The following is a 25,451-nucleotide window of genomic DNA, read 5'->3' on the forward strand; positions in this document are numbered from 1 at the left end:
CTGGTTCTCTCACCGTTCTCGGCTCGGCCTGACCTGAATCTCGACACACCCTACCCGCGCCACGGTGTCAGGCGTGGCAGCCAGCCGGGGACGGCGCGGCGGTAGGCTTCGTATTCCGCGCCATAGCGGCGGGCGAGCGTCGGCTCCTCGTAGAGCTTGACGAACGAGACCATGGCCGCGGCGGCGACGACGCCGTAGGCGAAGACGGCCCAGCTTGAAAACAGCAGCGCCTGGCCGAGGACGATCGACAGCACGGCCACATACATCGGGTTGCGGACATGGCGGTAGATGCCGCCGACGACCAGTCGCTCGGTCGGCGCCACCGGTGCTGGCGTGCCCAGCCCCTCGAGCGCGAAGCGCGCGAAGGAATGAAGCAGCAGGGCCGTCGCCGCCAGCACCAGAATCCAGCCGGTGGGGACAAAGCCCGGCAGTGTCGACAGCGGCAGACGATAACGATCGGTCAGCAGCCAGGGAATCACGCCCGCGACCACGCCGGGCGCCGCGATGAAGAACAGTGCGCTGCCGGCGATTGCCTGGCGTGCGCGCATCACGATCTCCTGCCATAAAATTGAACGGGCTCTGCTCGTTTCCGCATCATCGGGCGGTTTCTGTTTTTGGGTGGCAAAATCGGGCTGGTTCGGCGTTCCGCAACGGGTTTGGCCACGAAATCGTCGCCATTTCCGGCGATTTTCCTGGTCCTATCGTGCCTGAGAATGGGTTGGACCACAGCCTGCGTCTTTTTGCATGCGTGTGTTGCAAAATAGATGCTTGTTTCTTGGGCATGATGAGCACATATATAGATCATCTCCTGGGCGCGTTCTCCTCCCATTAGCGCCCTCGAGTGTTCCCCTCTGGAGGTTAGCCTTAATCGGCACTTCCAATCAAACTCAGCCGGATCTTTATTGATCCGGCTTTTTTGTTGCCCGAAGTCCACTGACCTCGAAAAAAGTCGATCGGCATTGCCACGTAACAGTGACATGTAACCTCTGGTAACATGGCGCAGACGCGCTCCATCGATTAAGCAGATCATAGGACGCGGTTGGCTCGTCCGGGAGATGGGGGCATCACTCGGACGAACCGGGCTCAGGCGGCTACCGCGTCCGAACCATTTTTTATCCGTCAGCCAACGGCGGAGCGATCCGGCGGACCTGCCGTCTGCCTCCCAGGAGACAGTCCGCAATAGACGGCGTCCGGAACACCCGGGCGCCGTTTTTTTGCTTTCTCACGCAGCCTTGCCGCTGGTGTTCATCGCCTCGTCGGCCAGACGTCCGGTGAGTTCGGCCATATGGTCGAACACGGCGCGGTAGCTGGCCACGCCCGCCGTTGCCGAGCGCAACTCGATGATCAGATCGCCGATCTCCGCCTGCGGCATGGTTGCTTCGACGACATCCCAGCCCGGCCAGTCGGGCCGCGCGTCATAGCCGAGAATCTGGCCACGCCGCTGCGGGATCAGCGCGATGATCTTCGAGGTCGCTTCGGACGGCGTGACGATCTCGACCTTCATCACTGGCTCGAGCAACACCGGCGAGCAGGCGGCCATGCCCTCCTTCATCGCCAGCTTGGCGGCCATCTGGAAGGCCATGTCCGAGGAATCGACGGCATGGTAGGAGCCGTCGGACAGGTTGACGGCGACGTCGACCACCGGGAAGCCAAGCGGGCCGGATTTCAGATAGTCGCGTATGCCGGTCTCGACCGACTGGATGTAGGTCTTCGGTACGACGCCGCCAGTGATGGTGTCGGTGAACTGGAAACCAGAGCCGCGCGGCAGCGGCTTGATCTCGATTACCACATCGCCGAACTGGCCGTGGCCGCCGGACTGCTTCTTGTGGCGGCCGCGCTGCTGCGCCGGTTTGCGGATGGTCTCGCGGTAGGGCACGGCCGGTGTGTGGCCTTCGACCGGAATCTGGTTCTTGCCTTCGAGCCGCTCACGCACGACACGCAGATGCATCTCACCATGCCCCGACAGCACTGTCTCGGCGGAGTCCTGGTTGTGGCGCAGGCTGAGCGAGGGATCTTCCTCGGCAAGACGCTGGATGGCCGCCGACATCTTGACCTCGTCCTTGCGTTCCTTCGGCCGTAGCGCAAAGGCGAAGACCGGTTGCGGTGGCGCCAGCGTGGCCAGCGGCTTGATGCCGCCCTTGGCCGAACTCAGCGTTTCTCCGGTCTTGACGGTGTCGAGCTTGCCGAGCGCGACGGTGTCGCCGGGCTTGGCGATGGCGAACTTGGACTGGTCCTTGCCGAGCATCCTGTAGATGCCGGAGACCTTTGCCGTTTCGCCGTTCGACAGGAAGAGTTCGGCGGCGTCGGCGACCTGGCCGGAGAGCACGCGCGAGACCGACAGCTTGCCGCCATGCGCCGTATGGATGGTCTTCATCACCTGGACCACTGTCTGATTGCCGTCGGGAACAGCAAGGCGTTTGCGCGTCGCCTCCACGTCGGGCGCATCGTGGCGGATCGCCTTCAGCAGACGCAGCACGCCATTGCCCTTCTCGGCGGTGCCGATGAGCACCGGCGTTACAATGCCTTCCCGCAGGTCGGCCGCGAGGTCGTCGAAGATTTCGTCCTTCGGCGGTTCGATCTCTTCGAGTAGCTGCTCCATGAGCTGGTCGTCGTGGTCGGCAAGGGTCTCCAGCATGGAAAAGCGCGCCTCAAGCTCGCGCGCCTTGTCGTCGCTCGGGATGTCGGCGACCTCGCTTTCGGCATATTCGCGATAGATGTAGGCGCGCTCCAGCGCCAGATCGATCGAGCCGATGACGACGCTGTCCCTGCGTAGCGGAATCTGGCGCAGCAGCAGCGGCACCGAGCTTGCCGGCTGCAGCATCTTCAGCGTGTCGCGTACGCCCGCGATCGCCTTGTCGACCTTGTTCAGGAACAGGATGCGCGGCACGCCGAGATCGTCGAGCTTGCGCATGATGAGCTGCAGGGCAGGGATCTTCTTTTCATCGGCTTCGGCGACGACCACGGCGACGTCGCAGGCGGCCAGCACAGGCTCGGCCTCGAACGAGAATTCGATAGAGCCGGGACAGTCGACGAAGGTAAGCTGCTCGCCCATGAATTCGGTGGTCGCGAAGGTCGCCTCGACGCTCATGGCATGGGCGCGCGCCTCGGGCGAATGATCGGAAACGGTGCTTCCCGACGAAACGGGATTCTGGCGGGGAATGGCGCCCGTGCGGGCGAGTATGGCTTCGAGAAGTGTCGTCTTGCCGCTTGCGAAGGGACCGACTATGGCAATGCATTTCGGTCCCGTGCGTCGTCCTCCGGCGCGAGTACCCATGGCTGACCTCCACTCAGGCGTTTCCCTGGGAGCGGCGGCCGGCCTGTTCGGCCGTCGCGGGCGGGGGTTCTTTTCGTTTCGCCACCTGCCCGAGGGCATCGTCCCACGGGTTTGCGGGGAGGGCAAGGAAAATAGGAATTTCGCCGGCTTTGGTTGTCTCAGGCGGTGCGGACGAGCGATCCGGTGCGCGCGGCAAGCAGGGCGCCTGCCTTGTCGCGCGGTGCCGGCCTGCCGAAGAAGTAGCCCTGGAAGCGGTTGCAGCCGGCGGCCCTGGCGAGGGTGAACTCTTCTTCCGTCTCGATGCCTTCGGCAACGATGGTGACCTGCTGGATGCGCGCGATCTGCGCCAGCGCCGAAACGAAGATCTGGGCGACCTGATCGTGGGCCAGGCTGCGGATGTAGGATCGGTCTATCTTGATGCTGTCGATGGGCAAGGTCTTGAGATAGTTGAAACCGCAATGGCCGGTGCCGAAATCGTCGAGCGCGATGTGAAAGCCGAGGCCGCGCAGCGTTTCGAGGCGCCTCAGGATTTCGGGTGAGGCGGCGGTCGCCACCGTCTCGGTGATCTCGATGATGAATTGCTCCGCCGAGCGGCCGGTCTCACGCAACACGCGGTCGCACATCGTGACGATCTCGTCGCGTTTCAGCTGCTCGCCCGAGACGTTGATGCTGATGCGGCGCCCGTGAAAATGGGCAACGTCGGCGCAGGCGCGCTTGAACACCCATTCGCCCAGCATGTCGATCAGGGTCGAGCGTTCGGCGATCGGAATGAAGTCGGCAGGCGAGATCAGGCCACGCACAGGATGACGCCAGCGTATCAGCCCCTCCAACGCGTAGGCGGAGCCGTCGGGGTCGACAATAGGCTGATAGTGCAGTTCGAGTTCACCGAGGTAGACGGCTGCCCGCAATTCGCGCTCGATCAGGCGGCGGTAGCGTTTGTCGGATAGCATCTCCTCGTCGAACACAGTGACGCGGCCGCGGCCGCCGGCCTTGCTTTCATAGAGCGCCAGGTCGGCAAGCAGCATCAACTCCGTCGTGTTCGAGGCATGCGCCGGGGCAAGCGCCACACCGATCGAAATGGAGAGCGGGATGGTCTTGCCCTCATGCGACTTGCCGGCCCGCATTGCGTCGAGCAGGCGCCGCGCATCCTTGTTGATCTCTGCCAGATCGCCATGCGGAATGATAACGCCGAACTCGTCGCCACCCAGCCGTCCAACCACCCCGTCGGCAAAGATGCGTTCAGCGGCCTTGACCAGATGCGCCAGCGCCAGGTCGCCGAATTGATGGCCGAACGTGTCATTGAGCTGCTTGAAATGGTCGAGGTCGATCAAAAGCAGGCTCGCCTGTCGCCGGTTGCGCAAGGAACTCAGCCTGTCGCGCAGCGCCTCGATGAAATAGCGGCGGGTCATGGCGCCGGTCATCGCGTCCACGGTCAGAAAACGGTGCTTCTCCGCTTCGGCCGCCGCCGCCGACTGCAGGCGCTGGACCACGCTGCTGCGCATGTACATCAGCACCAGCAGCGCCAGGCCGGTAGCGACCATCGAAACGACGAGCGCGGCGATATAGGAGAAGTCTTCGACCCAGCCGAGCGCGCCAAGCGCGGTCGCTGCTATGCTCAGCACAAGCAGGAACTGGATGCCGCGGTAGACCCTGCCGCTATGGTCCTTGATCGTCGCCAGTATGCTCATGTCACCGTCCTCGCAACACAAGCCACGGCTAGAGCCCAGCTGTTAAGAAGACATTGAGTTTGCCGAAGGCAGCCGCGATTTTTCGTCCTGTGGCGCCGACGATCGGAAACTTCTGGGTTGGCATCGTCGCCGACGCGGTCCGTTCAACCGGCCTGGCTTCGGCGCTGCCGCACCAGGGCGCTATCCGCGCTCTGCGCCTCGACCGCGTCGGCAAAGCGCGACAGCATCGGATTGAACAGGTCCGGCCGCTCCCAGAAGGGGGCGTGCCCGACACCGGGGACGACATGGCAATGTTCCCACAGCGCGCCGTAGTGCAGCGTCTCGAAGTAACTGAGCCGGACAAACGGATCATTCTCGCCGTTGACGATCGCAACCGGGAATGCGGCCTGCTCGACCACCTGCCTCTGGTCGGCGCCGTCGCCGCTCATCATGCTGCGCGTCACCGTAGCGCGCAGCCTGCCGTCCGCGCGCAGTATGGTCTGACGGAAGGACGGATCGGCGCTGTCGCCGAAGCACAGTGTCTCGAAACGCTCGGCATCGCGTTCCGAGTAGATTTTCTTGGAGGCGAGCAGCATGTCCCAATGCGCGTGGAAGCCGCGCAGCATGCCGAACAGCCCTTTCGACACTGGCGGGGCGCCGGTCAGCATCAGTCCGCGGATTGCCGGATGGAAACCCGCGAGCTCCATGGCGACGTGGCCACCGAGCGACCAGCCGAAGACGATGGCATGGCCGATGGCCAGACGGTCGAGGAGCTCACCCGCCGATCGAGCCAGGCCGGCGATCGTGTAGGCTGTTGCCGGATCATGAGCATCCGAGGATCCGCCATGGCCGGGAAGGTCGAAGGCGATCAGCCGGTGGGCATCGGCGAGCGGGCTGTCGAACTGCCTGGCGAACACGTCGCGCGAGCTGCCCGAGCCATGGATCATCAGGATCGGCATGCCAAGGCCCGACGATTCGCTGAGGCGCAAATCGGCCTGTGATGTGCGGATCGTGCGCTCGGCAACGGCCATGCTGGATTGAACCTCCGGATTGCGTGGCCGGCAACATCTCACAGCGGGGTCTACACCTCCTTTAAGTTTCTGGTTAAGAAAGGATTTATAAGCGGCGACCGGTTATAGTGGCCGAATCCTTGGTGAACGATGGGGGTGGTGATGGAACGCGGGCTTGATCTTCTTCTCTCGATCAGCAGCATTGCAACGGTCGGCCAGTATCTCTGGTCGATGCGTGCCCATTTCCAGGCGACGACCATGTCTGCCGGCGCGATGGTGATTTCGGCGGTCGTGGCCGCGACCGCACTGTTCTTTCTGGCGATACTCTGGATCTTGCCGCAGCCGCCGGCGGCGTTGATCGCCGGGCTGGCAATCCAGTTGATCAGCTCTGCCCTGTTCTGGTGGGCGATCTCGACGTCGCGCAAGGCGCGGCTGCGCTTTGCGTTTGCCGAGGACAATCCCCATAGCCTGGTGACCGACGGTCCGTTCGGCTATATCCGCCACCCGTTCTACACATCCTACATCATCTTCTGGATCGGATGGGGCATCGCCACCTGGTCGATCCTGGCGGTGGTGCCGGTTGCCGGGATAATCGTGATCTATGTGATCGCGGCGCTGGACGAAGAGAAGAAGTTTTCGCGCACCGAACTGGCCGACGCTTATGCGGCCCATCGCAAGCGAGCCGGCCTGTTCTGGCCGCGGCTGGGGTAACGCTGCCGCAATATCCGCGCGTGCCGCTTGCCGGACGGTGTCGAGGAGGCGGTTGCGCAACAGCCGATATCGGACGAGAGTGCCGCTGGCTTCCATGATCGGCGCCACCGGATCGACGGTTGCCGCGCCATCAGCTTGAGGATCAATGCCATGAAGATCATTGCCTGCGGCAGCGTGCCGACCATTGTCGCTCCGGGCAAATATTTCACCGGCCGCGTGCTGCAGACACCGATCATCGAGAAGGAAGCGCCGGCCCGGCTCAGGGCCACCCTGGTCAGCTTCGAGCCGGGCGCACGCACCTTCTGGCACACGCACCCGCTTGGCCAGACGCTCTATGTCACATCCGGCGCCGGCCGCGCGCAGACTTGGGGCGGCCCGATCCAGGAGATCAAGGCCGGCGACGTCATCTCGTTCGATCCCGGCGAAAAGCACTGGCATGGCGCCGGGGCGCAAACAGCGATGACTCATGTCGCCATGCAGGAGGCTGTCGACGGCGTCCATGCCGACTGGCTGGAACAGGTCACCGACGAGCAGTTTGGCGGTTGATATCTTTGTGGTTTTGAAACAAAAAACCCGGCCGCGTGCGGCCGGGTTTTCATTGCAACAATGCCGTGCGCGATCAGGTCAGCGAGGCGGTGAAACGCTGGATGCGGGTGCAGGCCTCTTCAAGCAGTGTTTCCGAGGTGGCATAGGAGATGCGGAAGTTCGGGCCGAGGCCGAAGGCCGAGCCAAACACCACCGCTACGCCTTCCGCCTCGAGCAGTTCCGAGCAGAAGGTCTCGTCGGTGTCGATGACCTTGCCGCCCTTGGTCGTCTTGCCGATCAGCTGCGCACAGGACGGGTAGACATAGAAGGCGCCTTCCGGCGACGGGCACGTGATGCCGCGCGCCTGGTTAAGCATCGAGACGACGAGGTCGCGCCGGCCCTGGAAGATCGCCTTGTTCCTGGCGATGAAATCCTGCGGACCGTTCAGCGCCTCGACCGAGGCCCATTGCGCGATGGTGCAGGCGCCCGAGGTCTGCTGGCCCTGGATCATGTCCATGGCTTTGATCAGTGCCACCGGGCCCGCCGCATAGCCGATGCGCCAGCCGGTCATGGCATAGGCCTTCGACACGCCGTTCATGGTCAGCGTGCGCTCGTAGAGCTTCGGCTCGACCTCGGCGATGGTCTTGAAGACGAAGTCGCCGTAGGTCAGGTGCTCGTACATGTCGTCGGTCAGCGTCCAGACATGGGGATGCTTCAGCAGCACGTCGGCCAGTGCCCTGAGTTCGGCTTCCGTGTAGGCGGCGCCGGACGGGTTCGACGGTGAGTTCATCAGCAGCCATTTGGTCTTCGGCGTGATCGCCTTTTCCAGCACGTCCGCCGTCAGCTTGAAGCCGTTGTCTATCGAGGTGTCGGCAAACACAGACGTGCCGCCGCAGATCGCCACCATTTCGGGGTAGCTGACCCAGTAGGGGCGGGGGATGATGACCTCGTCGCCGGGGTTCAGCGTCGCCATGAAGGCATTGAACAGGATCTGCTTGCCGCCGGTGCCGACGATGGTCTGCTCCGGCCGGTAGTCGAGATTGTTCTCGCGCTTGAATTTCTTCGAGATCGCCTCGCGCAGCGGCACGATGCCGGAAACCGGCGGATACTTCGTCTCGCCGCGGCGGATCGCCTCGATCGCCGCGTTCTTGATGTTGTCGGGCGTGTCGAAATCCGGCTCGCCGGCGCCCAGCCCGATCACGTCGCGGCCGGCATTTTTCAGCTCACGCGCTTTCTGCGTCACCGCGATGGTCGCGGAAGGCTTTACGCGGGAAAGGGCGTCGGCAAGAAAGGCCATGACCAGATATCTCCAGGGACGGTCGGCGCGGCCAGGAGCGGCCGCGGCGCTTCTCTTGTCGCATCATGCCGGCAAGCGCAAGCATTGTCGGATGAGCCAGACCTCAAATCCGCAGCAACAATAAATTCATCAACGGCCGGTAGAACCTTGAGCGGCAGGATCGCAACCCAAATTCCGCCAGTCTTGCGGAGCGAGGAACCGTGTCGCGTAGCATCGGGCTTGCCCACATCATCCGTCATGATGACGGCACCTCCAGCGGTGTCTGGGGCATCTATACGCTGCAGAGCGCCTTCCAGCCGATTTTCGCCTTCAAGGAAGGCAAGTTGTCGGTCGTCGCATTCGAGGGGCTTATCCGGCCGTTTCGTGACGGCGAGCCGCAGCCGCCGATGAACTTCTTCAGCACCTGTCCGGCAGCCGACCGCCTGCACATCGAAGCGCTGACCAGGACGCTGCATCTGCTCAATGCCGGCGCCTGCCTGCCGGAAGAGGCATCGATTTTCATCAATTTCGATCCATCGGTGTTCAGCGACCGCGCCATTGTCGACATGGCGCTGCGCGAAATGAGGCTGGTGCTGCACGAGGCCGGCATCGATCCGCGCCGCATCGTCTGCGAGGTCACCGAGCAGAAGTCGGCATCGCAGGAAACCCTCTACAGTTTCGTCGAGGCGCTGAGGGCCAATGGCTTCCGCATCGCGGTCGACGACTACGGCGCCGACGATTCCGACATCAACCGCATCAAGGAACTCAGGCCCGACATCGTCAAGTTCGACGCGCACTGGATCACGCAGCTGATGGAGTCCGGCGCCGGCTTTGCGCTGTTGACCGCCATGGTAACGAGCTTCGAACGGCAAGGCATCCGCACGGTGTTCGAAGGCATCGAGGAAGGCTGGCAGCTCGAGCTGGCCGAAAAATCCGGCGCTTCGATGGTGCAGGGTTTCGTGCTGGCGCGGCCGGAACTCGCGCCGACCAGCTTTCGCGTCTTCGGCAAGGACGTGCAGCCGCAGGCGGCAGACAGCACGGCCAAGGTGTCCGCCGGCCCGGCCGTCGCGGCTTCGGGCCGTCCGGCGAAAGCGTTCGGACGCAGGACCGCGCCATGAGCGGGCGGCCGGACAGGCGGCGCAATGCCGCTGATGCGATCTTTGCCGACGAGGTCGGCATCGAATATGGCGTCCACAACGCGTTCCGGCTGAGAAGCGCCTATCAGCCGATCTTCACGCCGCGCAGTGGAACGCTGACGGCGGTCGCCGTCGAAGGACTGATCGAGCCGCATCGCGCCGGCAGGCCGGTTGCCCCGCCGGTGTTCTTCGATGGCATTGCGGCGCCGGATCGCCTGTTCGTCGAGACGATGTGCCGGATGCTGCATCTCAGGAACTTCCGCAACATCGGCGTCGAAGGGCTCGACCTGTTCTTCAACTACAATCCGCTGATCAACGACCATCCCGGTCGCGCACTGGCCGAAATCCGGCTGATGACCAGGCATCTCGGCGACTTCGACCTCCATCCAGGCATGCTGGTCTGCGAGATCACCGAGCAGGCGGCGGACGACAAGGTGCTTGTTGGCCTGGTCCATGAAATGCGCCGCCACGGCATCCGCATCGCCATTGATGATTTCGGCACAGGACACTCGACCGAGGAGAGGATTGCGCTGCTTTCGCCCGATATCGTCAAGATCGACGGTACGTGGTTTGCGCAATTCTGCCGCCATGCCGCCGCCGAACGCTTCTTCCGGCCGCTTGTCTCGATGCTGCACGATCGCGGCGCCAAGGTGCTGGTCGAAGGCATCGAGCAATCGGTGCATCTGCGCGTGGCGCTCGACGGTGGTGTGGATCTGCTGCAGGGCTTTCACCTCGCTCGTCCGGCGCTGGCCGGCACGATCTTCAACGAAGAGCCGCTGTCCATCGAGGCGCTGCTCGGCATGGACAACAAGGTCGTGCCGTTGCATCAGCGGCGCTGATGGGAACGCCAAAACAAATCACTGGATGATCTCATCTGCGTCGCGATAGAGCCTTGCAGCGGGCTGAACGCGCGAGGGAGCGGCGATGATACTCTACGGAATGATCGACAGCGGCAATTGCTACAAGCCGCGCCTGCTGATGGCTAAGCTCGGCATCGCCTTCACCAATGTCGAGGTGAGCTCGCACACCGGCGACACCCGCAAGGCCGAATATGTCGCCAAGAACCCGAATGCCATGGTGCCCCTGCTCGAGCTCGACGATGGCAGGCGGCTCGCCGAATCCAACGCCATCCTGCTTTATCTTGCCGAAGGCACGCGCTTCCTGCCGGCCGACCGCTACCAGCGGGCGCTGGCCTATCAGTGGCTGTTCTTCGAGCAGTACAGCCACGAGCCCTACATCGCGGTGCGCAAGGCGCTGCTGACCTTCCCTGAAAGAGCCAAGGATGCCACACCGGAGCGGCTGGCGTCGACGCTGGAGCGCGGCAACAAGGCGCTCGGCGTGATGAACCGGCATCTGGAGGAAAACGCCTTCTTCGCGGGCAGTGCGTTCAGCGTCGCCGACATCGCGCTCTATGCCTATACGCACGCGGCCGAGATGGGCGGCTTCCAGCTCGACGCCTATCCGGCGGTGTCGGCCTGGCTTAGCCGAGTGGAGGCGGATCCGGAGCATGTTCCGATGGAATGGCTGGGGTAGTTTTGTCCTCACGCCGTCGCCGCTACGCGGCTGCTCGGGACGGGGCGCGCCAACAGGCGCAACGCTCGGTCGGGCTTGCGGCCTCCGGCCCGGGTGTCAAATCCGAATACGTCCAGACTGAAGGAATCCGGGCAAATAAAAAGGCGGGATAAATCCCGCCTTCCCATTCCGGTAGCCTGATCGGGAGCGTTGGGGCCGGGCCGGCAGCAATCCGCTGCTTCGGCTTGTCGGGATCCTTCCGCTCCGGCGCGCTTCTCGCGCGACCGTCAGTACATCCGTGACTTGCCGCGCGCCCCGAACCTTCGTCCGGCGCGCGCTATCGCCAAATCAGGCTGCCTTGCTCAGAGATCCAGCAGCGGACTTGCCGGTGCGGCGGTCCTGCTCGATCTCGAAGTTGATCTTCTGGCCTTCGACCAGGGTCGACAGTCCAGCGCGCTCGACTGCGGAGATGTGGACGAAAACGTCCGCGCCGCCCGCGTCAGGCTGGATGAAGCCGAAGCCCTTGGTGGCGTTGAACCACTTGACCGTACCAGTTGCCATTTCGATAGTCCTTCACATTTGCTTTAGTTTGACCGGACCAAGGTCCAGCCGGTGGTATCGAGATTTTGGGGATAGACGTCAGCAAACGCGAAGATCGCGAGGCCCGATCGATCGGCCGAAATATCAATGGGAGGCATATAGGCTGTTTCCGCACCGAAAACAAGACTGTGTGAGAAGAGCGTGATTGCGGTATTGTCCAACGGCCGCCCCAATCGCGTGGAAGCGTGGCGGCAGGATCGCGTGGCCTCTAGAGGCTGGGCATCGTGCTTTCCCGAAAAATCGATTGCGATTTTCGGGCCGATGCGCCGGGCATCCGATCGGGTTTGGGAGAGGGTCATGAAAACCATTCTGCTTGCCGCCTGCCTGACGCTGGTGGCCGCCGGGGCGCAGGCGGCTTCGCGCTATGACCCGACACGCATGAGCTGCGGCAAGGTGCAGGCGACGATCGCGCGCCTGGGCGCGGTCATCCTGCGCTACCAGTCGGCGCACGTGCCGGGCCTGCCGCTCTACAATCGCTATGTGCAGAGCGAACGCTTCTGCGACATCGGCGAGATCAGGGCTCGCGCCTACGTGCCGAGCGCCGACACGAAATCCTGCCCGGTCTATGTCTGCAAGCGACCGGATTTCGACCGCCACTTCCGCCGCCGCATCCTCAAGCCTCTCTGAGCCTAGAGCGGTTGAGCTTTTGATAGAATCGCTGAACCGCTCTAACTCTTTGTTTTTACGCAATTCCGGACGGAAAGCCGCTACGCACTTTTCCTGGAATTGCTCTGGGGAAATCAGAACCCGAACGAAGCCTGCGCGGCCGGCGGCGGACCGACGCGCACGCCTTCCATGGCCAGCATCTTTTCCTTGGTGGCCGAGCCGCCGGGCGCCGAAAAGCCGCCGATCTTGCCGCCGGCGGCAAGGATGCGGTGGCAGGGGATGACCAGTGGCACCGGATTGGCACCGAGTGCCGCCCCGGTTTCGCGGGGCAAGCCGGCATGGCCGGCGCGCTTGGCCAGTTCGCCATATGTGGTGGTTTCGCCGTAGCTGAGTTTTCGTGCCGCGTCATAGATGGCGAGGCGGAAATCGTCGACACCGGCGAGATCGACCGGCACACCGGAGAAATCGACGTCCTCGCCCGCGGCATAGGCCTTGATCGAGGCGATCAGCTCGACGACCCAGCGTGGCTCCTCACTCGATGCGGCAACGCCGGGATGGCGCAGCAGCCGGCGCTCCACCGTGTCGCGGTTGCGCTCCGGCAGGCAGAGCCGCATCAGGCCCGCCTCGCTCCAGGCGATGCCCATGAAGCCGAGCACGGTTTCGAAGACCGCATGGCCGGCGGGGTGAGAGGTGGTTCCCATGACATGCTCCTTTCCGTGAAGGGAGGGAATTCAGCACAAATCAGGAACAATATGGCAGTTCCCGGTCGCTCCGACCACCCGAAAACCATCTGCTGGCCCGGATTGCCGGGGGAAAGGCGCTGGTGTAAGGACTTCTTAACAATCCGATGAACCGGACCCGTGCGCGGCTTGCCAGCAAAATTCATCTTTTCTGCGATCGGCGTGCTCATCGTCGCGGCCGCCCTGAGCGGCTGCACCTCGACGTCGCAGATGAAGGCGGCGCCGGCGCTTGCGGAAGCAGCGCCCGCAGTTGCCAGCGATGACAGCCCGACGCTGGCGCTGCCCGATACGGTGGCGGTGCTGCCGGAATCGTCCGGCCTGGTCCCGGTGCAGACGGCAGCACTTCCCGCCGATGGCAGCGCCGCGGTGACGGCCGGTGAGCCGTTCCCGGCACCCGCGCAGCCGGCGGCCTTTGCCGGGCCGACGCCGCTGGCCGCCCAGCCCGCGATGATGGCTGGAACCTCTCCGGCCAGCCCCGGTTCGGTCGAGACGGCGCCCGTCTATGCAACGGCAGCGATGGCCATGCCGGTCACCGGACAGACGGTCAAGACAGGCGCTATGCCCGGCGTCCAACAGGTCGCCTATGTCGTGCCTGAGAACCCGGCCCTGCTTGCCCCGGCCGGCCCACCGGTCGAGCACGCGACGGGCCCCCGCGGCGAGATCGAGCAGCTGATCGAGAAATATTCCGCGCTCTACCAGGTGCCGGTCGACCTGGTGCGCCATGTCGTCAACCGCGAGAGCACCTTCAACCCGAAGGCCTACAATCGCGGCCATTGGGGGCTGATGCAGATCAAGCACGCCACGGCGCGCGGCATGGGCTATCTCGGGCCGGCAGCCGGCCTGTTCGATGCCGAGACCAATCTGAAATACGCGGTGAAGTATCTGCGCGGCGCCTGGCTGGTGTCGGGCGGCAACGCCAAGCGCGCCGACCAGCTCTACCAGAGCGGCTATTATTACGACGCCAAGCGCAAGGGCCTGCTCGAAGCGACCGGCCTCGGCAGTGACCGTGCGCGCCGACGCATGCAGCCCGATGCCTGAGCGCGATGCCTGAACCGCGTCCGCCGGCACCAGACGACATCCGGCTGCGCAAGATCCTCGACGACACGCTGCTGCCGCCGCGCTGGCCCGAAGGCTTCGTCATGCGCGGCTTCGCGGCGACCGATGCGCTGCCGCTGCACGCCCTGCTGACGGAAGTCTTCGACGATGGCGCCGATGGGCCGTTCGACGAGTGGTGGCCACGAATTTCCGATGATGCGGAGTTCGACCCCGCTTTGTGTTTCCTCGTCATCGATGGCAAAGGGCGGCTGGCGGCTGCTGCACTTTGCTGGACAAGGGCGTTCGTGAAAGACCTCGCCGTCCATCCCGAGGCGCGAGGTCTGGGCATCGGCGAGGCGCTGATGCGGCACGCCTTCCTCGCCTTTCGCGACCGCGGCGCCACCCATGTCGACCTGAAGACCAACACGGTGGAGAATGCCGCCGCCGTCCGCCTCTATGAGCGGCTGGGCATGATCCCGGTCGCCTGGGAAGGTTAAGTCCCCGTTTACCAAGATTTCGGCGCTGTCTTGTCATCGCGACGCTTCGCGGTGGGAAGCACGGCGGCTTTGTGAACCGCTTCACAGCGTCCGGCAAAAAGTAACTGCTAATAGATTTTCGTCACGCAGTGCATCTGACCAAATATTTTGGATAGTCGAATTTCAAAATGGAGGGACGAGACTATGGCAGGACCAAACCTTCGACAGAGAATTGGGCACGGCTTTGTCAGCCGGCAAGTGTTCGCCGAAAAGGCGATTGAACAGGTCGCGATGGCCGCCAAGACGGCGGCCGCGCCCGCGGCCAAGAAGGCCAAGGCCGGCGCCGCGGCGGCCATCGTGCCCGGCGGCAAGCTGGGTGCGGGCTTCTTCGATTTCATGTTCAAGAATTTGCCCCCTTTCACCGCCAGCGATGCCGACCTTGATACGCTGGCAAAAGCCATGAAGGATCCGGCGCCGGTCGACCAGCCCAATCCCGATCCGCACGACAACAAGAACATCCCGTCCGGGTTCACCTATCTCGGCCAGTTCGTCGATCACGACATCACGCTCGACATGACGCCGCTCAGCCGCGCGCTGGCCGATCCGGGGATGGTGAAGAACTTCCGCTCGCCGAGCCTCGACCTCGACTGTGTCTACGGTGCAGGCCCCGGTCCGCATCGCTTCCTGTTCGCGCGCGAGCCGGCCCCTGGCGGCAATGGTGCGGTGGATTCGCCGAAGCTGCTGATCGGCACCGCCCAGGCTTCGCAAGAAAACAGCGACCGGGTGGCCCAGACGCCGCAAGTACCGGAATTGCCCAACGATCTGCCGCGCAACATGCAGGGCGTCGCGCTGATCGGCGATCATCGCAATGACGAGAACCTGCTTGTGGCGCAGATCCACCTGGCGTTCCTGAAATTCCACAATGCGGTGATCGACCATCTGAAGGCCAAGGGGGTGCCGGATGACACGCTGTTCGAAGACGCGGCGCGCACCGTCCGCTGGCACTATCAATGGCTGGTGCTGCACGACTGGGTCGAGCGGCTGACCGAGAAGGGCTTCGTGGCGAAGATCCTGCAGGAGGGCCGCAAGTTCTACCGCTTCAAGACCAAACCGTTTATGCCGTGGGAGTTCTCGGCCGCAGCCTATCGCATGGGGCATTCGATGGTGCGCGAGAAATACAGCCACAACCGCATCTTCAGGACACCCAATCCGCATATCGCGGAAGCCAGGCTCGCGACTCTTTTCCGCTTCAGCAACCTCTCCGGCGCTCTGTCCAGCAGCGTGCCTGGTCAAGGCACCTTGCCGAGCAACTGGGTGATCGACTGGCGGCGCTTCTTCGAACTGCCGCCGCCGGCCAACACCGCGCAGTTCGAGTTCAATTTCTCGCATCAGCTCGACCCATTGCTGACCGATGCCCTGCACAAGCTGCCCGGCGCCACCGGTCCGGAGGCGAGTCTCGCCTTCCGCAACCTGAAGCGCGGCGTGCGCCTTGGCCTACCTTCGGGCCAGGCTGTGGCCAAGGAAATGCGCAAGAAGATCACCTTCACGCCGATCACTCCGGAGGAGATCGCGTCCGGCCCCGACGGTGTGGTGGCGAAGTCGCTGGGTTTCCACACCAACACGCCGCTCTGGTACTACATCCTGAAGGAAGCGCAGGTGAAGGGCGGCGGCGAGCGGCTCGGACCGGTGGGCGCGCGCATCGTCGGCGAGGTCTTTGTCGGCCTCGTCCAGGGTGACGAGGAGTCCTTCCTGTCGAAGCCGGGCTGGAAGCCAGACCTGCCCGCGGCGAAGCCAGGCACGTTCTTCATGACCGACCTGTTGAAGTTCGTCGCCAAGGCGGCCGATCCGGCCAATCCCGACAAGGGGCTCAATCCGATCGGCGATTGATCAGCGTGTTCGTGCCCCGACTGAAACGTTCCGTTTCGGCCGGGGCACGAATTTTCGGCCCGGCGCACGAATTTTCGGCCCTGGCGTGGAATCCTCCGGCTTAGCAGCGGCTTTGTGAACTGCTTCACATAGGCCGCCGCGCCCAGATGCTACCCCTGCGTCATGCCACGTGGGGCGCCGATCGGGGGATCGAGGGCTTGCAAGGCATCGGAGGCGGCTGCGCCGGCATGTGTCAGCCACTCCACGGCGGGTCCCGGGGCGGGTTCGGGGCCCGCTTGTTGCGTGTACTTCACTGTCAGATGTCCGGCGCGTTGCCGATCTTCTTCTTGAGGTCGAGCGCCCAGGCGCGGCCTTCGTCGCCGCCCCACAGCAGCCAGGCGATGTAGCCGGCCGACGGGTTTTTGCCGTTGCCGTAATTCTTGCCACGCTTGTCGACCTCGTGGCGGGCGAAATAGCTGACCATGCGCCCTATGGTCGACGGCGAGAGCTTTTCCCGATTCTTCAGTTCGGTCGCACGGGCCACGCCGATCTCGGTGCCGCCACGGCCGAACTGCTTGCGCAGCTCGAGCCCCCTGGCGGCATTGTCGGCGACGATCTGCGGGCAGCGCAGGTCGATCTCTTCGTGCATTTTTCTCCCCAGGCCCGGAAGCCTTAGCCTGCGGACGGAATGCGGGGAAGCGAAACCGGTTCCAGAAGTACCACCCTTCGATACCATATTGCCGATTGCCGCTCGGTTCCTAAGTTCGAAGCGGACGCGTCGTCCTCCTCGCTGTTTCGGCCGTGCAAAAAATGTCGGAACCATGCCGCGCCGTGCGTCCTTGAGAGGCAAGGCGCGTCGCCGGCAACGGCCGCGTCGTCAGGAGATGGAGATGACGATGATCAGCTTTCCCAACGAATCCAGCGAATACCGCGCTGCCCGCGAAAAACTGCTGCAGAAGGAAATCGAGTTGCGCCGCGTCATGGAGGACGTTGCGGTCGCCCGGCGCGCGCTGCCCAAGGGCGGGCTGGTGCCGCAGGATTATGTGTTCGACGGGCTTGGGCCGGACGGCAAGCCGGCGCGGATAAAGCTGTCGGAGTTGTTTGCGCCCGGCAAGGACACGCTGATCCTCTACAGCATGATGTTCCCGCGTCATCCGCAGGAGACGCGCGAGGTGGCGACCAGCGGCGGCACGGCGAAGCTCGCCCGGGCCGACCAGCCATGCCCGTCCTGCACGGCGCTGCTCGACCAGTTCGACGGCGCCGTCGGCCATCTCGAGGCTGCCGGCTTCAACTTCGTCGTGGTGGCCAAGACCGCGCTCGACAACCTGCTGACGCTCGGCCGCGACCGTGGCTGGAAGAACATGCGGCTCATCTCCTCGGCCGGCAACAACTTCAAGCGCGACTATCAGGCCGAGGCCGAGGACGGCGCGCAACTGCCGGTGCTGTCGGTGTTCCACCGCGACGGCGATGGTGTCAGGCATTTCTGGTCGTCGGAGCTCGGCTTCGCGCCGGCCGAACCCGGCCAGGACCCGCGCGCCATCGGTACCTGTGAGATCCTGTGGAACCTGATGGATTTTACCCCGGCGGGCCGACCGAACTGGAATGAACAGCTGCAGTATGGCGAGGCGTGCTGTCACTAGGGAGTTAGGGCGAAGCGAAGGCGCTTCGACGGCAGTCGTCGTCTAAATTAGAATGCCGACACAGAGACTTACGGAGGAGTGCATGCCCAAGATCGACCTATCCGCCGTGCCCGCTCGCAAGGGCTCGCCCTATCCGCCGCCTTTCGATGAACCCTGCGCCAGCCGCATCAGGCGTCGCCTCGGCGATGCGGGCGGGCTCAGCGATTTCGGCGTCAATTTGATGACCTTGCCGCCCGGCGGCTGGTCCAGCCAGCGCCACTGGCACAGCCATGAGGACGAATTCGTCTATGTGCTGGAAGGCGAACTGACGCTGGTCGAGGACAGCGACGAGACAGTGCTGCGCGCCGGCGATTGCGCGACCTTCGCCAAGAACAGCGGCAATGGCCATCACCTGATCAACAGGTCCGCCGCGACGGCGCTCTATCTGGAAGTCGGCTCGCGCAATCCTCTGGACCTCACCACCTGCTCGGACATCGACATGATGAGTTCCAACGCCGACGGACGGTTCGTGCACAAGGACGGAATGCCCTATCCAGGGCAGCGCTGAGCGGTGCTCAAATCGTTCTGATCTGCTCGACCGCGGTCGCCAGCAGGTCTTCCATGGCGGTGCGGATCTGAGAATCCGACTGGGCGATGCCTGCCGCGTCGAAGTCGGCGCGTACCTTGCGGAATACGTCGTTGTCGCCGGCCTCTTCGAAGTCCGCGCGCACCACCTCTTTCGCATAGGCGTCGGCATCCTCACCGGATTTGCCGAGCTTTTCGGCGGCCCACAGGCCGAGCAGCTTGTTGCGGCGCGCCATGGCCTTGAACTTGGTTTCCTCGTCCATCGCGAACTTCTTTTCGAAGCCTTCCTGACGGTCTCTCATGCTGCTCATGGTTTGCCTCGTTCAGATGTGAGACCGACCTTAACCCGATGTCTGGGGGAAGAGCGGCCAGAAGAGGCGAGAGTGGCGCGCATGGATGTCATTAGCAAGGCAGGATCGTTCATGCCGGAGATCGAGCCGGTCCTGGGTGAGCGGCACCGCACCGATCTTGATTGGATTGCGATGCAATTCTCGCAATGCCAGAGGTTTTCGTCCCCGATGTGATTGACGTTGCCGCGCCGTGACCTACTCTCGAAGGCCTGCTGGATGAACCGAGGAGACGAGCGATGCAGTCACCTTTCAACCAGGTTCGGAGCGTCGCGCTGACTGCGGCAGTGATGATTGCCGCCGGCACCGCGGCCTATGCCCATCACGGCTGGTCGTGGACGCAGGACGGGTTCTTCGAACTCAGGGGCAAGATCACCGCCATCTATATCGGCAATCCGCACGCCACGCTGGATGTCGACGCGGAGGGCGAGGCCTGGCGCGTGGAGATGGCGCCGCCCGCCCGCACGATCGCCGCCGGCTTCACGGAGGAGGTCGCCAAGGTCGGCGACGAGGTCACCGCGATCGGCAACCGCTCGCTCGACGAGACCGAAAAGCGGATGAAGGCGGTCCGCATTATCGTCGGCGGCAAGACGTATGATGTCTATCCCGACCGCGTGCCGCCGGCGTAAATGGCCGAGTTCCTCGCCGGCATCGAGCAACTCGCCTTCGTGCGGGGGCTGAAGGCCTCCTTCGTCGCCTATCCGATCGTCAATGCGCTCCACATCATGGCGACCGGCGCGCTGCTGACCAGCGTCCTGCTCATGGACTTGCGGGTCTGCGGCGCCTTCCGCTCGCTGCCCTACGCGGCCTTCGTCGCGCTGCTGCGCCGCACCGCGTTGGGGGCGTTCGCCGGCGCTTTGGTCACCGGCTCGCTGCTGTTTTCGGTCAAGGCGAGCACCTATGCGGCAATGCCGATTTTCCTCGCCAAGATGGCGCTCATCCTGCTCGCCGGCGTCAATTTTTTCGCCTTCATGCGCCTTAGCCACGCAACAGGCAGTGACGTACCGGTCGGCGGAGCCGCCACCATCCTGGCCGTGCTCTCGATGGTGCTGTGGACTTCGGTGCTTTTCGTCGGACGGTTCATCGGGTTTCTCTGATCAAACCGGGCGAGGGGCACTGGTCTTCCCGAGGCGGCCAGATAAGCTCCCTGCAACAAAGGGAGGATTGCCATGAAGAAGGAAGTCATCGAGGTGCCTGTCATGTCGGACAAGGTGCGGTCGCTCGGCCTGCCGTGCTCGACGGCGGTGAAGGCCAACGGCTTCGTGTTCATCTCGGCGACGCCGCCGGTGGACATGGTGACCGGCGAGATGGTGCGCGGCGACATCGAAACGCAGACCGAGGCATCGCTGAAGGCGCTGAAACATTGCCTGGAAGCGGCGGGCACCTCGCTGGACAACGTGGTGATGGTGCGCATCTATGCCGTCAATTCCGGCTTCTACAACGCCATCAACCGGGTTTATGCGAAGTACTTTTCGACCAACCCGCCGGCGCGCAGCTTCGTGCCGGTGGCATCATGGCCGATGGAGTTCGATATCGAGATCGAGTGTGTGGCGGTGGCGTAAGAGGGCCTTCTTTCTTTTCCCAAGGCCGGCTGCGTTGACGGCACGCGCCAAGGACTGACAATGCTTGTGGAGCCGGAGCAATGACCATGAGCCCACTTAGCGTGGCGATCGTTGGCGGCGGCATTGGCGGCGCCGCCACTGCTTGCGCCCTGCTTCAGCGCGGCATGGACGTTCGTATCTACGAGCAGGCGGCAGCCCTGGCCGAGGTCGGCGCCGGCGTCGCGATCCAACCGAACGGTGTCCGGATGCTGCTGCGGCTCGGCCTCGGAGACGAGCTGATCCGCTCGGGGGCCAGATGGATCGACCCACAGTTTCGTCGCGCCGATGGTTCCTATGCCGCGGCGATGTGGCCCCCCGAACTCGCCGGCCAAATCGAGTTCTACGGCATGCACCGGGCCGATTTGCTGGCAATGTTCGTCGACCGGCTACCTGCCGACATTGTGAAGGTTGGCCACAGATGCGTCGGCTTCGAACAGGATGATGAGCAGGCTGTCATCACTTTCGCCAATGGTTTGCGCACCACGGCTGACGTCGTGATCGCGGCTGACGGGATCCATTCAACTCTTCAGCGGTTCGTAGTCGCCCCATCCGCCCCGCTCTATTCGGGATCGGTCGCTTATCGAGGGGTGATCCCGGCGGCGAGCGTCTCGTGGCCGCCGGGAGCAATGCGCAACTGGCTCGGTGCAGGCAGGCATTTTCTGGTCTTTCCAGTGCGCGCCGGCCTGCTCATCAATTACGTCGGCTTTGTCACAACTGATGAACCGATGAAAGAGTCATGGTCGGCACGGGGCGATCCCTACGCGCTCGCTCGCGAGTTCGCCGGCTGGGACCCAATGGTTGAGACGATTATTGCCCAAGTGAAAGCGACGTTTCGCTGGGGCCTGTTCGATCGCGAGCCGCTCGCAGCCTGGACTCGCGGGCGCCTGACCCTGCTGGGTGACGCCGCCCACCCTATGCTGCCGCACATCGGACAAGGAGCCAATCAGGCCATCGAAGACGCCGTTGCTTTGGCGACCGTGCTGAGCCACGCAGACCGCAAGTCAGTCCCTCCGGCACTGCTGATCTACGAGCAGCTACGGCGCGAGCGGACTGCCGGCGTCCAGCGCATGTCGCGCGTGAGTGGTGCCCGCTATGACGCATCCAGCGGCGACTTGCATACCCGCGACCGCAAACTTGACGCCCAGCGGCAGGAACGCGCCTGGGTCTGGAATTACGACGCTTATGCCGAAGCCGAGGCCGCCGCCGCTTCGCTCTGATCGCACCTCGCTTTGCGGGCACACGCGCCCTAAGCAAAATACTCCTGCAGCGGCCTGACCTCCAAGCTCCCCGCCCTCAGCGCCGCAATCGCCTCGGCCACGGCAGCCGCACCCGAGAGCGTCGTGTAATACGGCACCTTCTGCATCAGCGTGGCGCGACGGAGTGACTTCGAGTCCGACACCGCCTTCTGGCCGTCCGTGGTGTTGAAGACGATCTGAACTTGGCGGTTGCGGATGGCGTCTTCGATGTGCGGGCGGCCTTCGAGCACCTTGTTGATCTTTTCGGCGACGACGCCGTTCTCGGCGAGGAAGCGGGCGGTGCCTGACGTGGCCATAACTTTAAAACCCTGGCCGGCGAGACGTTTCACCGCCGGCAGGATGCCCTTCTTGTCCTCGTCGCGCACCGAGACGAACAGCGTGCCGGAGCGCGGCAGGTCGACGCCGGCGCCGAGCTGGCTCTTGGCGAAGGCCAAAGCGAAGTCGCGGTCGAGGCCCATGACCTCGCCGGTAGAGCGCATTTCCGGTCCGAGCAGGATGTCGACGCCGGGGAAGCGGGCGAAGGGGAACACCGCTTCCTTGACCGCGATGTGGCCGGGATTGCGCGGATCGGGCATCGGGCCGTAATGGGCGAAGGCGTCTTCCAGCGTCTCGCCGGCCATGATGCGGGCCGCGATCTTCGCAATGGGACGGCCGATGGTCTTGGCGACGAAGGGCACGGTGCGCGACGCGCGCGGGTTGACCTCCAGCACATAGACCGTGCCGTCCTTGATCGCGTACTGCACGTTCATCAACCCGCCGACATTGAGCGCGCGGGCCAGCGCCGCGGTCTGGCGCTCCAGCTCGTCCACCAGGTCCGAAGGCAGGCCGTGCACCGGCAGCGAGCAGGCACTGTCGCCGGAGTGGATGCCGGCCTCCTCGATGTGCTCCAATATGCCGGAGACGAAGGTCGACTTGCCGTCGCAGAGGCAGTCGACGTCGACCTCGATGGCGCCCGACAGATAGGTGTCGAACAGCAGCGGGTTCTTGCCCAGCAGCGTGTTGATCTGGCCGGTCTTGTCGTTGGGATATTTCTGCTTGATGTCCTCCGGCACCAGACCGGGCACGGTGTCGAGCAGGTAGGTCTGCAGCATGCCCTCGTCATGGATGATCTGCATGGCGCGGCCGCCGAGCACATAGGAAGGGCGCACCACCAGCGGGAAGCCGAGCTCGCCGGCGACGAGGCGGGCCTGCTCGACCGAATAGGCGATGCCGTTCTTCGGCTGGGTGAGGTTGAGCTTGTGCAGCAGCTTCTGGAAGCGGTCGCGGTCTTCGGCCAGATCGATCATGTCGGGCGAGGTGCCGAGGATCGGGATGCCGGCCTGCTCCAGCGCATCGGCGAGCTTCAGCGGCGTCTGGCCGCCGAACTGGACGATGACGCCGACCAGCTCGCCCGACGCCTGCTCGGCGCGCAGGATCTCCAGCACGTCTTCCGCCGTCAGTGGATCGAAATAGAGGCGGTCGGAGGTGTCATAGTCGGTCGACACGGTCTCCGGGTTGCAGTTGATCATGATCGCTTCGTAGCCGGCGTCGCGCAGCGCGAAGGCGGCATGGCAGCAGCAATAGTCGAACTCGATGCCCTGGCCGATGCGGTTCGGGCCGCCGCCGAGGATGACGACTTTCTTGCGTGACGACACCTTTGCCTCGTTGGCTAAAGCGCCGGCGAAGGGCACTTCGTAGGTCGAGTACATGTAGGCGGTCGGCGAAGCGAACTCGGCGGCGCAGGTGTCGATGCGCTTATAAACCGGATGAACGTCGAGCTTTTCGCGAATCTTCTGGATCACTTCGGCGTCGGTCTTGGTCAGCGACGCGAGGCGGGCGTCGGAGAAACCCATCGCCTTCAGCATGCGCAGATTGGCGGCGTCGGCGGGCAAGCCGTGCTCGCGGATGCGCTCTTCCATGGCGAGGATGCCGGCGATCTGCTCGAGGAACCACGGGTCGATCTTGCACATTGCGTGCACGTCTTCCAGCGAAGTGCCCATGCGGATGGCCTGCGCCACCATGCGCAGCCGGTCCGGCGTCGGCGTGCCGAGTGCGGCGCGGATGGCGTTGCGGTCGTCGACATGGCTGGCGGGCGCGGTCCCATGGCCGAGGCCGGGGATCTCGATCTCGTCCAGACCGGTCAGGCCGGTTTCGAGACCGCGCAAAGCCTTCTGCAGCGATTCCTGAAAAGTGCGGCCGATGGCCATGACTTCGCCGACCGACTTCATGGCGGTGGTCAGCACCGGCTCGGCGCCGGGGAATTTTTCGAAGGCGAAGCGCGGAATTTTTGTCACCACGTAGTCGATGCTCGGCTCGAACGAGGCGGGCGTGGCGCCACCGGTGATGTCGTTCTCCAGCTCGTCCAGCGTGTAGCCGACGGCGAGCTTCGCCGCGATCTTGGCGATCGGGAAACCGGTCGCCTTGGAGGCCAGGGCGGACGAGCGCGAGACGCGCGGGTTCATCTCGATCACCACCAGGCGGCCGTCGGCCGGGTTGACGGCGAACTGCACGTTGGAGCCGCCGGTCTCGACGCCGATCTCGCGCAGCACTGCGATCGAGGCGTTGCGCATCATCTGGTATTCTTTGTCGGTCAGCGTGAGCGCTGGGGCGACGGTGATCGAGTCTCCGGTGTGCACGCCCATCGGGTCGATGTTTTCGATCGAGCAGACGATGATGCAATTGTCCGCCTTGTCGCGGACGACCTCCATCTCATACTCCTTCCAGCCGAGCACGCTCTCCTCGATCAGCACTTCGGTGGTCGGCGAGGCGTCGAGGCCGGACTGGACGATCTCGTAGAATTCGGCGCGGTTGTAGGCGATGCCGCCGCCGGTGCCGCCCATGGTGAAGGACGGGCGGATGATGGCGGGCAGGCCGACATGGTCGAGCGCCTGGGCGGCGATCGCCATGGCGTGGCTGATGTAGCGCTGCTTGCGGTCGCCTTCGCCGAGGTTCCAGCGGGTTTCCAGCGCATCCAGCGCGGCGTCGAGGTTCTCGGGCTTCTCGGCCTTGAGTGCTGAGCGCTCGGCCTCATGCGTCTTGCGGTCGGCGTTCTTGACGTCGGTGGCGTTGGCCAGCATCGACTTCGGCGTTTCGAGGCCGATCTTGCTCATCGCCTCGCGAAACAGCGCCCGGTCCTCGGCCTTGTCGATGGCATGCGCGTCAGCGCCGATCATCTCGACATTGTAGCGTTCGAGCACGCCCATGCGGCGCAGCGACAAAGCGGTGTTGAGCGCGGTCTGTCCGCCCATCGTCGGCAGTAGCGCATCGGGTCGCTCCTTGGCGATGATCTTGGCCACCACTTCCGGCGTGATCGGCTCGATATAGGTGGCGTCGGCCAGTTCCGGATCGGTCATGATGGTGGCCGGGTTGGAATTGACCAGGATGACCCTGAAACCCTCTTCCTTCAGCGCTTTGCAGGCCTGGGTGCCGGAATAGTCGAACTCGCAGGCCTGGCCGATGACGATGGGGCCGGCCCCGATGATCAGGATCGACTTGATGTCGGTGCGTCTTGGCATGGTCGAGGCGTTCCGTTCGGCGAGCGGCTTGCACGAAAAACCGGGCGGGAAGACCCGGCCGGTTGTGCTTGCGATTCTGGTATCAGGCTAGGAGGGCCTTATAGGGAAGAGTTTT

The 25,451-nt window shown here is 64.0% G+C and carries 26 protein-coding genes; 15 read left to right on the plus strand and 11 right to left on the minus strand.

Annotated features, from left to right (window positions below):
* Positions 1 to 50: 50 nt before the first annotated feature.
* From AC1RUK_RS03940 to AC1RUK_RS03955, 4 genes are all read right to left on the minus strand, one after another.
* Entirely contained in the window at positions 51 to 548 is a 498-nt protein-coding gene (locus AC1RUK_RS03940; RefSeq protein ID WP_481836702.1) for a methyltransferase family protein, read from the minus strand.
* A gap of 674 nt (positions 549 to 1,222) precedes the next feature.
* Complete coding sequence (locus tag AC1RUK_RS03945; RefSeq protein WP_481836701.1) at positions 1,223 to 3,274, minus strand: elongation factor G; 2,052 nt, start codon at positions 3,272 to 3,274, stop codon at positions 1,223 to 1,225.
* Between the two features lie 158 nt (positions 3,275 to 3,432).
* Positions 3,433 to 4,962, minus strand: coding sequence for a putative bifunctional diguanylate cyclase/phosphodiesterase (locus AC1RUK_RS03950; protein ID WP_481836700.1), 1,530 nt, complete (start codon positions 4,960 to 4,962; stop codon positions 3,433 to 3,435).
* Positions 4,963 to 5,105: 143 nt separating this feature from the next.
* On the minus strand, positions 5,106 to 5,972 hold the full coding sequence (locus AC1RUK_RS03955; RefSeq protein WP_481836699.1) for an alpha/beta fold hydrolase: 867 nt from the start codon (positions 5,970 to 5,972) through the stop codon (positions 5,106 to 5,108).
* Positions 5,973 to 6,113: 141 nt separating this feature from the next.
* Here AC1RUK_RS03955 and AC1RUK_RS03960 point away from each other — a divergent pair, with 141 nt between their 5' ends.
* The gene (locus AC1RUK_RS03960; RefSeq protein ID WP_481836698.1) at positions 6,114 to 6,662 is read left to right on the plus strand and encodes a methyltransferase family protein; all 549 of its coding nucleotides are present in this window, start codon (positions 6,114 to 6,116) and stop codon (positions 6,660 to 6,662) included.
* Positions 6,663 to 6,812: 150 nt separating this feature from the next.
* Complete coding sequence (locus tag AC1RUK_RS03965; RefSeq protein WP_481836697.1) at positions 6,813 to 7,208, plus strand: (R)-mandelonitrile lyase; 396 nt, start codon at positions 6,813 to 6,815, stop codon at positions 7,206 to 7,208.
* Positions 7,209 to 7,281: 73 nt separating this feature from the next.
* Here the strand turns inward: AC1RUK_RS03965 and AC1RUK_RS03970 are convergent, their stop codons facing one another.
* Positions 7,282 to 8,484: a pyridoxal phosphate-dependent aminotransferase gene (locus AC1RUK_RS03970; protein ID WP_481836696.1), complete on the minus strand. Its 1,203-nt coding sequence runs from the start codon at positions 8,482 to 8,484 to the stop codon at positions 7,282 to 7,284.
* Positions 8,485 to 8,684: 200 nt separating this feature from the next.
* On the opposite strand from AC1RUK_RS03970, the gene AC1RUK_RS03975 reads away from it, so the two are divergent.
* From AC1RUK_RS03975 to AC1RUK_RS03985, 3 genes are all read left to right on the plus strand, one after another.
* Positions 8,685 to 9,581, plus strand: coding sequence for an EAL domain-containing protein (locus AC1RUK_RS03975; protein WP_481836695.1), 897 nt, complete (start codon positions 8,685 to 8,687; stop codon positions 9,579 to 9,581).
* Positions 9,578 to 10,438 carry an EAL domain-containing protein gene (locus AC1RUK_RS03980; RefSeq protein WP_481836694.1) on the plus strand — a complete coding sequence of 287 codons (861 nt, stop codon included), beginning with the start codon at positions 9,578 to 9,580 and terminating at the stop codon, positions 10,436 to 10,438. Before AC1RUK_RS03975 ends, AC1RUK_RS03980 begins: the two co-directional genes overlap by 4 nt.
* Positions 10,439 to 10,523: 85 nt before the next feature.
* Entirely contained in the window at positions 10,524 to 11,132 is a 609-nt protein-coding gene (locus AC1RUK_RS03985) for a glutathione S-transferase family protein (protein ID WP_481836693.1), read from the plus strand.
* A 327-nt stretch (positions 11,133 to 11,459) separates the two neighbouring features.
* Here AC1RUK_RS03985 and AC1RUK_RS03990 read toward each other — a convergent pair whose 3' ends face one another.
* Positions 11,460 to 11,672: a cold-shock protein gene (locus AC1RUK_RS03990; RefSeq protein ID WP_006202464.1), complete on the minus strand. Its 213-nt coding sequence runs from the start codon at positions 11,670 to 11,672 to the stop codon at positions 11,460 to 11,462.
* Positions 11,673 to 11,695: 23 nt separating this feature from the next.
* The gene (locus tag AC1RUK_RS03995; protein ID WP_481836692.1) at positions 11,696 to 12,019 is read right to left on the minus strand and encodes a hypothetical protein; all 324 of its coding nucleotides are present in this window, start codon (positions 12,017 to 12,019) and stop codon (positions 11,696 to 11,698) included.
* On the opposite strand from AC1RUK_RS03995, the gene AC1RUK_RS04000 reads away from it, so the two are divergent.
* Positions 12,009 to 12,338 carry a hypothetical protein gene (locus AC1RUK_RS04000; RefSeq protein WP_481836691.1) on the plus strand — a complete coding sequence of 110 codons (330 nt, stop codon included), beginning with the start codon at positions 12,009 to 12,011 and terminating at the stop codon, positions 12,336 to 12,338. The genes AC1RUK_RS03995 and AC1RUK_RS04000 overlap by 11 nt on opposite strands.
* A 113-nt stretch (positions 12,339 to 12,451) precedes the next feature.
* Here the strand turns inward: AC1RUK_RS04000 and AC1RUK_RS04005 are convergent, their stop codons facing one another.
* Positions 12,452 to 13,018: a methylated-DNA--[protein]-cysteine S-methyltransferase gene (locus AC1RUK_RS04005; protein ID WP_481836690.1), complete on the minus strand. Its 567-nt coding sequence runs from the start codon at positions 13,016 to 13,018 to the stop codon at positions 12,452 to 12,454.
* Between the two features lie 168 nt (positions 13,019 to 13,186).
* Here AC1RUK_RS04005 and AC1RUK_RS04010 point away from each other — a divergent pair, with 168 nt between their 5' ends.
* The 3 genes from AC1RUK_RS04010 (at position 13,187) to AC1RUK_RS04020 (ending at position 16,455) form a co-directional block, all read left to right on the plus strand.
* On the plus strand, positions 13,187 to 14,095 hold the full coding sequence (locus AC1RUK_RS04010) for a transglycosylase SLT domain-containing protein (RefSeq protein WP_481836689.1): 909 nt from the start codon (positions 13,187 to 13,189) through the stop codon (positions 14,093 to 14,095).
* Positions 14,096 to 14,100: 5 nt separating this feature from the next.
* Positions 14,101 to 14,589 (plus strand): GNAT family N-acetyltransferase, encoded by a 489-nt coding sequence (locus AC1RUK_RS04015; RefSeq protein WP_436172991.1) that lies wholly within the window; start codon positions 14,101 to 14,103, stop codon positions 14,587 to 14,589.
* 183 nt (positions 14,590 to 14,772) lie between these two features.
* Positions 14,773 to 16,455 (plus strand): peroxidase family protein, encoded by a 1,683-nt coding sequence (locus AC1RUK_RS04020; protein WP_481836688.1) that lies wholly within the window; start codon positions 14,773 to 14,775, stop codon positions 16,453 to 16,455.
* Positions 16,456 to 16,750: 295 nt separating this feature from the next.
* On the opposite strand, the gene AC1RUK_RS04025 is transcribed toward AC1RUK_RS04020, so the two are convergent.
* Entirely contained in the window at positions 16,751 to 17,083 is a 333-nt protein-coding gene (locus tag AC1RUK_RS04025; protein WP_481836687.1) for a hypothetical protein, read from the minus strand.
* Between the two features lie 247 nt (positions 17,084 to 17,330).
* On the opposite strand from AC1RUK_RS04025, the gene AC1RUK_RS04030 reads away from it, so the two are divergent.
* Positions 17,331 to 18,074 carry a DUF899 family protein gene (locus AC1RUK_RS04030; protein ID WP_481839588.1) on the plus strand — a complete coding sequence of 248 codons (744 nt, stop codon included), beginning with the start codon at positions 17,331 to 17,333 and terminating at the stop codon, positions 18,072 to 18,074.
* A gap of 82 nt (positions 18,075 to 18,156) precedes the next feature.
* A complete protein-coding gene (locus AC1RUK_RS04035) occupies positions 18,157 to 18,621 on the plus strand; it encodes a cupin domain-containing protein (RefSeq protein ID WP_481836686.1) in 465 nt (154 codons plus the stop codon).
* Positions 18,622 to 18,628: 7 nt separating this feature from the next.
* Here AC1RUK_RS04035 and AC1RUK_RS04040 read toward each other — a convergent pair whose 3' ends face one another.
* Positions 18,629 to 18,949: a DUF1476 domain-containing protein gene (locus AC1RUK_RS04040; protein ID WP_481836685.1), complete on the minus strand. Its 321-nt coding sequence runs from the start codon at positions 18,947 to 18,949 to the stop codon at positions 18,629 to 18,631.
* 275 nt (positions 18,950 to 19,224) lie between these two features.
* Between AC1RUK_RS04040 and AC1RUK_RS04045 the strand changes: the two genes are divergently transcribed.
* The 4 genes from AC1RUK_RS04045 (at position 19,225) to AC1RUK_RS04060 (ending at position 21,803) form a co-directional block, all read left to right on the plus strand.
* Complete coding sequence (locus AC1RUK_RS04045) at positions 19,225 to 19,614, plus strand: DUF6152 family protein (protein WP_481836684.1); 390 nt, start codon at positions 19,225 to 19,227, stop codon at positions 19,612 to 19,614.
* The gene (locus AC1RUK_RS04050) at positions 19,615 to 20,082 is read left to right on the plus strand and encodes a hypothetical protein (RefSeq protein WP_481836683.1); all 468 of its coding nucleotides are present in this window, start codon (positions 19,615 to 19,617) and stop codon (positions 20,080 to 20,082) included.
* 72 nt (positions 20,083 to 20,154) lie between these two features.
* Positions 20,155 to 20,547, plus strand: coding sequence for a RidA family protein (locus tag AC1RUK_RS04055; protein WP_183462264.1), 393 nt, complete (start codon positions 20,155 to 20,157; stop codon positions 20,545 to 20,547).
* A gap of 80 nt (positions 20,548 to 20,627) precedes the next feature.
* Positions 20,628 to 21,803 carry an FAD-dependent monooxygenase gene (locus tag AC1RUK_RS04060; RefSeq protein ID WP_481836682.1) on the plus strand — a complete coding sequence of 392 codons (1,176 nt, stop codon included), beginning with the start codon at positions 20,628 to 20,630 and terminating at the stop codon, positions 21,801 to 21,803.
* 29 nt (positions 21,804 to 21,832) lie between these two features.
* Here the strand turns inward: AC1RUK_RS04060 and carB are convergent, their stop codons facing one another.
* Positions 21,833 to 25,336 (minus strand): carbamoyl-phosphate synthase large subunit, encoded by a 3,504-nt coding sequence (gene carB / locus AC1RUK_RS04065; RefSeq protein WP_481836681.1) that lies wholly within the window; start codon positions 25,334 to 25,336, stop codon positions 21,833 to 21,835.
* Positions 25,337 to 25,451 lie beyond the last annotated feature (115 nt).

This window comes from Mesorhizobium monacense, assembly GCF_056781675.1.

Coding starts and splice junctions, on each gene's coding strand:
- AC1RUK_RS03940 (WP_481836702.1), bottom strand. CDS start 548: ATGCGCGCACGCCAGGCAATCGCCGGCAGCGCACTGTTCTTCATCGCG.
- AC1RUK_RS03945 (WP_481836701.1), bottom strand. CDS start 3,274: ATGGGTACTCGCGCCGGAGGACGACGCACGGGACCGAAATGCATTGCC.
- AC1RUK_RS03950 (WP_481836700.1), bottom strand. CDS start 4,962: ATGAGCATACTGGCGACGATCAAGGACCATAGCGGCAGGGTCTACCGC.
- AC1RUK_RS03955 (WP_481836699.1), bottom strand. CDS start 5,972: ATGGCCGTTGCCGAGCGCACGATCCGCACATCACAGGCCGATTTGCGC.
- AC1RUK_RS03960 (WP_481836698.1), top strand. CDS start 6,114: ATGGAACGCGGGCTTGATCTTCTTCTCTCGATCAGCAGCATTGCAACG.
- AC1RUK_RS03965 (WP_481836697.1), top strand. CDS start 6,813: ATGAAGATCATTGCCTGCGGCAGCGTGCCGACCATTGTCGCTCCGGGC.
- AC1RUK_RS03970 (WP_481836696.1), bottom strand. CDS start 8,484: ATGGCCTTTCTTGCCGACGCCCTTTCCCGCGTAAAGCCTTCCGCGACC.
- AC1RUK_RS03980 (WP_481836694.1), top strand. CDS start 9,578: ATGAGCGGGCGGCCGGACAGGCGGCGCAATGCCGCTGATGCGATCTTT.
- AC1RUK_RS03985 (WP_481836693.1), top strand. CDS start 10,524: ATGATACTCTACGGAATGATCGACAGCGGCAATTGCTACAAGCCGCGC.
- AC1RUK_RS03990 (WP_006202464.1), bottom strand. CDS start 11,672: ATGGCAACTGGTACGGTCAAGTGGTTCAACGCCACCAAGGGCTTCGGC.
- AC1RUK_RS04000 (WP_481836691.1), top strand. CDS start 12,009: ATGAAAACCATTCTGCTTGCCGCCTGCCTGACGCTGGTGGCCGCCGGG.
- AC1RUK_RS03995 (WP_481836692.1), bottom strand. CDS start 12,019: ATGGTTTTCATGACCCTCTCCCAAACCCGATCGGATGCCCGGCGCATC.
- AC1RUK_RS04005 (WP_481836690.1), bottom strand. CDS start 13,018: ATGGGAACCACCTCTCACCCCGCCGGCCATGCGGTCTTCGAAACCGTG.
- AC1RUK_RS04015 (WP_436172991.1), top strand. CDS start 14,101: ATGCCTGAACCGCGTCCGCCGGCACCAGACGACATCCGGCTGCGCAAG.
- AC1RUK_RS04020 (WP_481836688.1), top strand. CDS start 14,773: ATGGCAGGACCAAACCTTCGACAGAGAATTGGGCACGGCTTTGTCAGC.
- AC1RUK_RS04025 (WP_481836687.1), bottom strand. CDS start 17,083: ATGCACGAAGAGATCGACCTGCGCTGCCCGCAGATCGTCGCCGACAAT.
- AC1RUK_RS04030 (WP_481839588.1), top strand. CDS start 17,331: ATGATCAGCTTTCCCAACGAATCCAGCGAATACCGCGCTGCCCGCGAA.
- AC1RUK_RS04035 (WP_481836686.1), top strand. CDS start 18,157: ATGCCCAAGATCGACCTATCCGCCGTGCCCGCTCGCAAGGGCTCGCCC.
- AC1RUK_RS04040 (WP_481836685.1), bottom strand. CDS start 18,949: ATGAGCAGCATGAGAGACCGTCAGGAAGGCTTCGAAAAGAAGTTCGCG.
- AC1RUK_RS04045 (WP_481836684.1), top strand. CDS start 19,225: ATGCAGTCACCTTTCAACCAGGTTCGGAGCGTCGCGCTGACTGCGGCA.
- AC1RUK_RS04050 (WP_481836683.1), top strand. CDS start 19,615: ATGGCCGAGTTCCTCGCCGGCATCGAGCAACTCGCCTTCGTGCGGGGG.
- AC1RUK_RS04055 (WP_183462264.1), top strand. CDS start 20,155: ATGAAGAAGGAAGTCATCGAGGTGCCTGTCATGTCGGACAAGGTGCGG.
- AC1RUK_RS04060 (WP_481836682.1), top strand. CDS start 20,628: ATGACCATGAGCCCACTTAGCGTGGCGATCGTTGGCGGCGGCATTGGC.
- carB (WP_481836681.1), bottom strand. CDS start 25,336: ATGCCAAGACGCACCGACATCAAGTCGATCCTGATCATCGGGGCCGGC.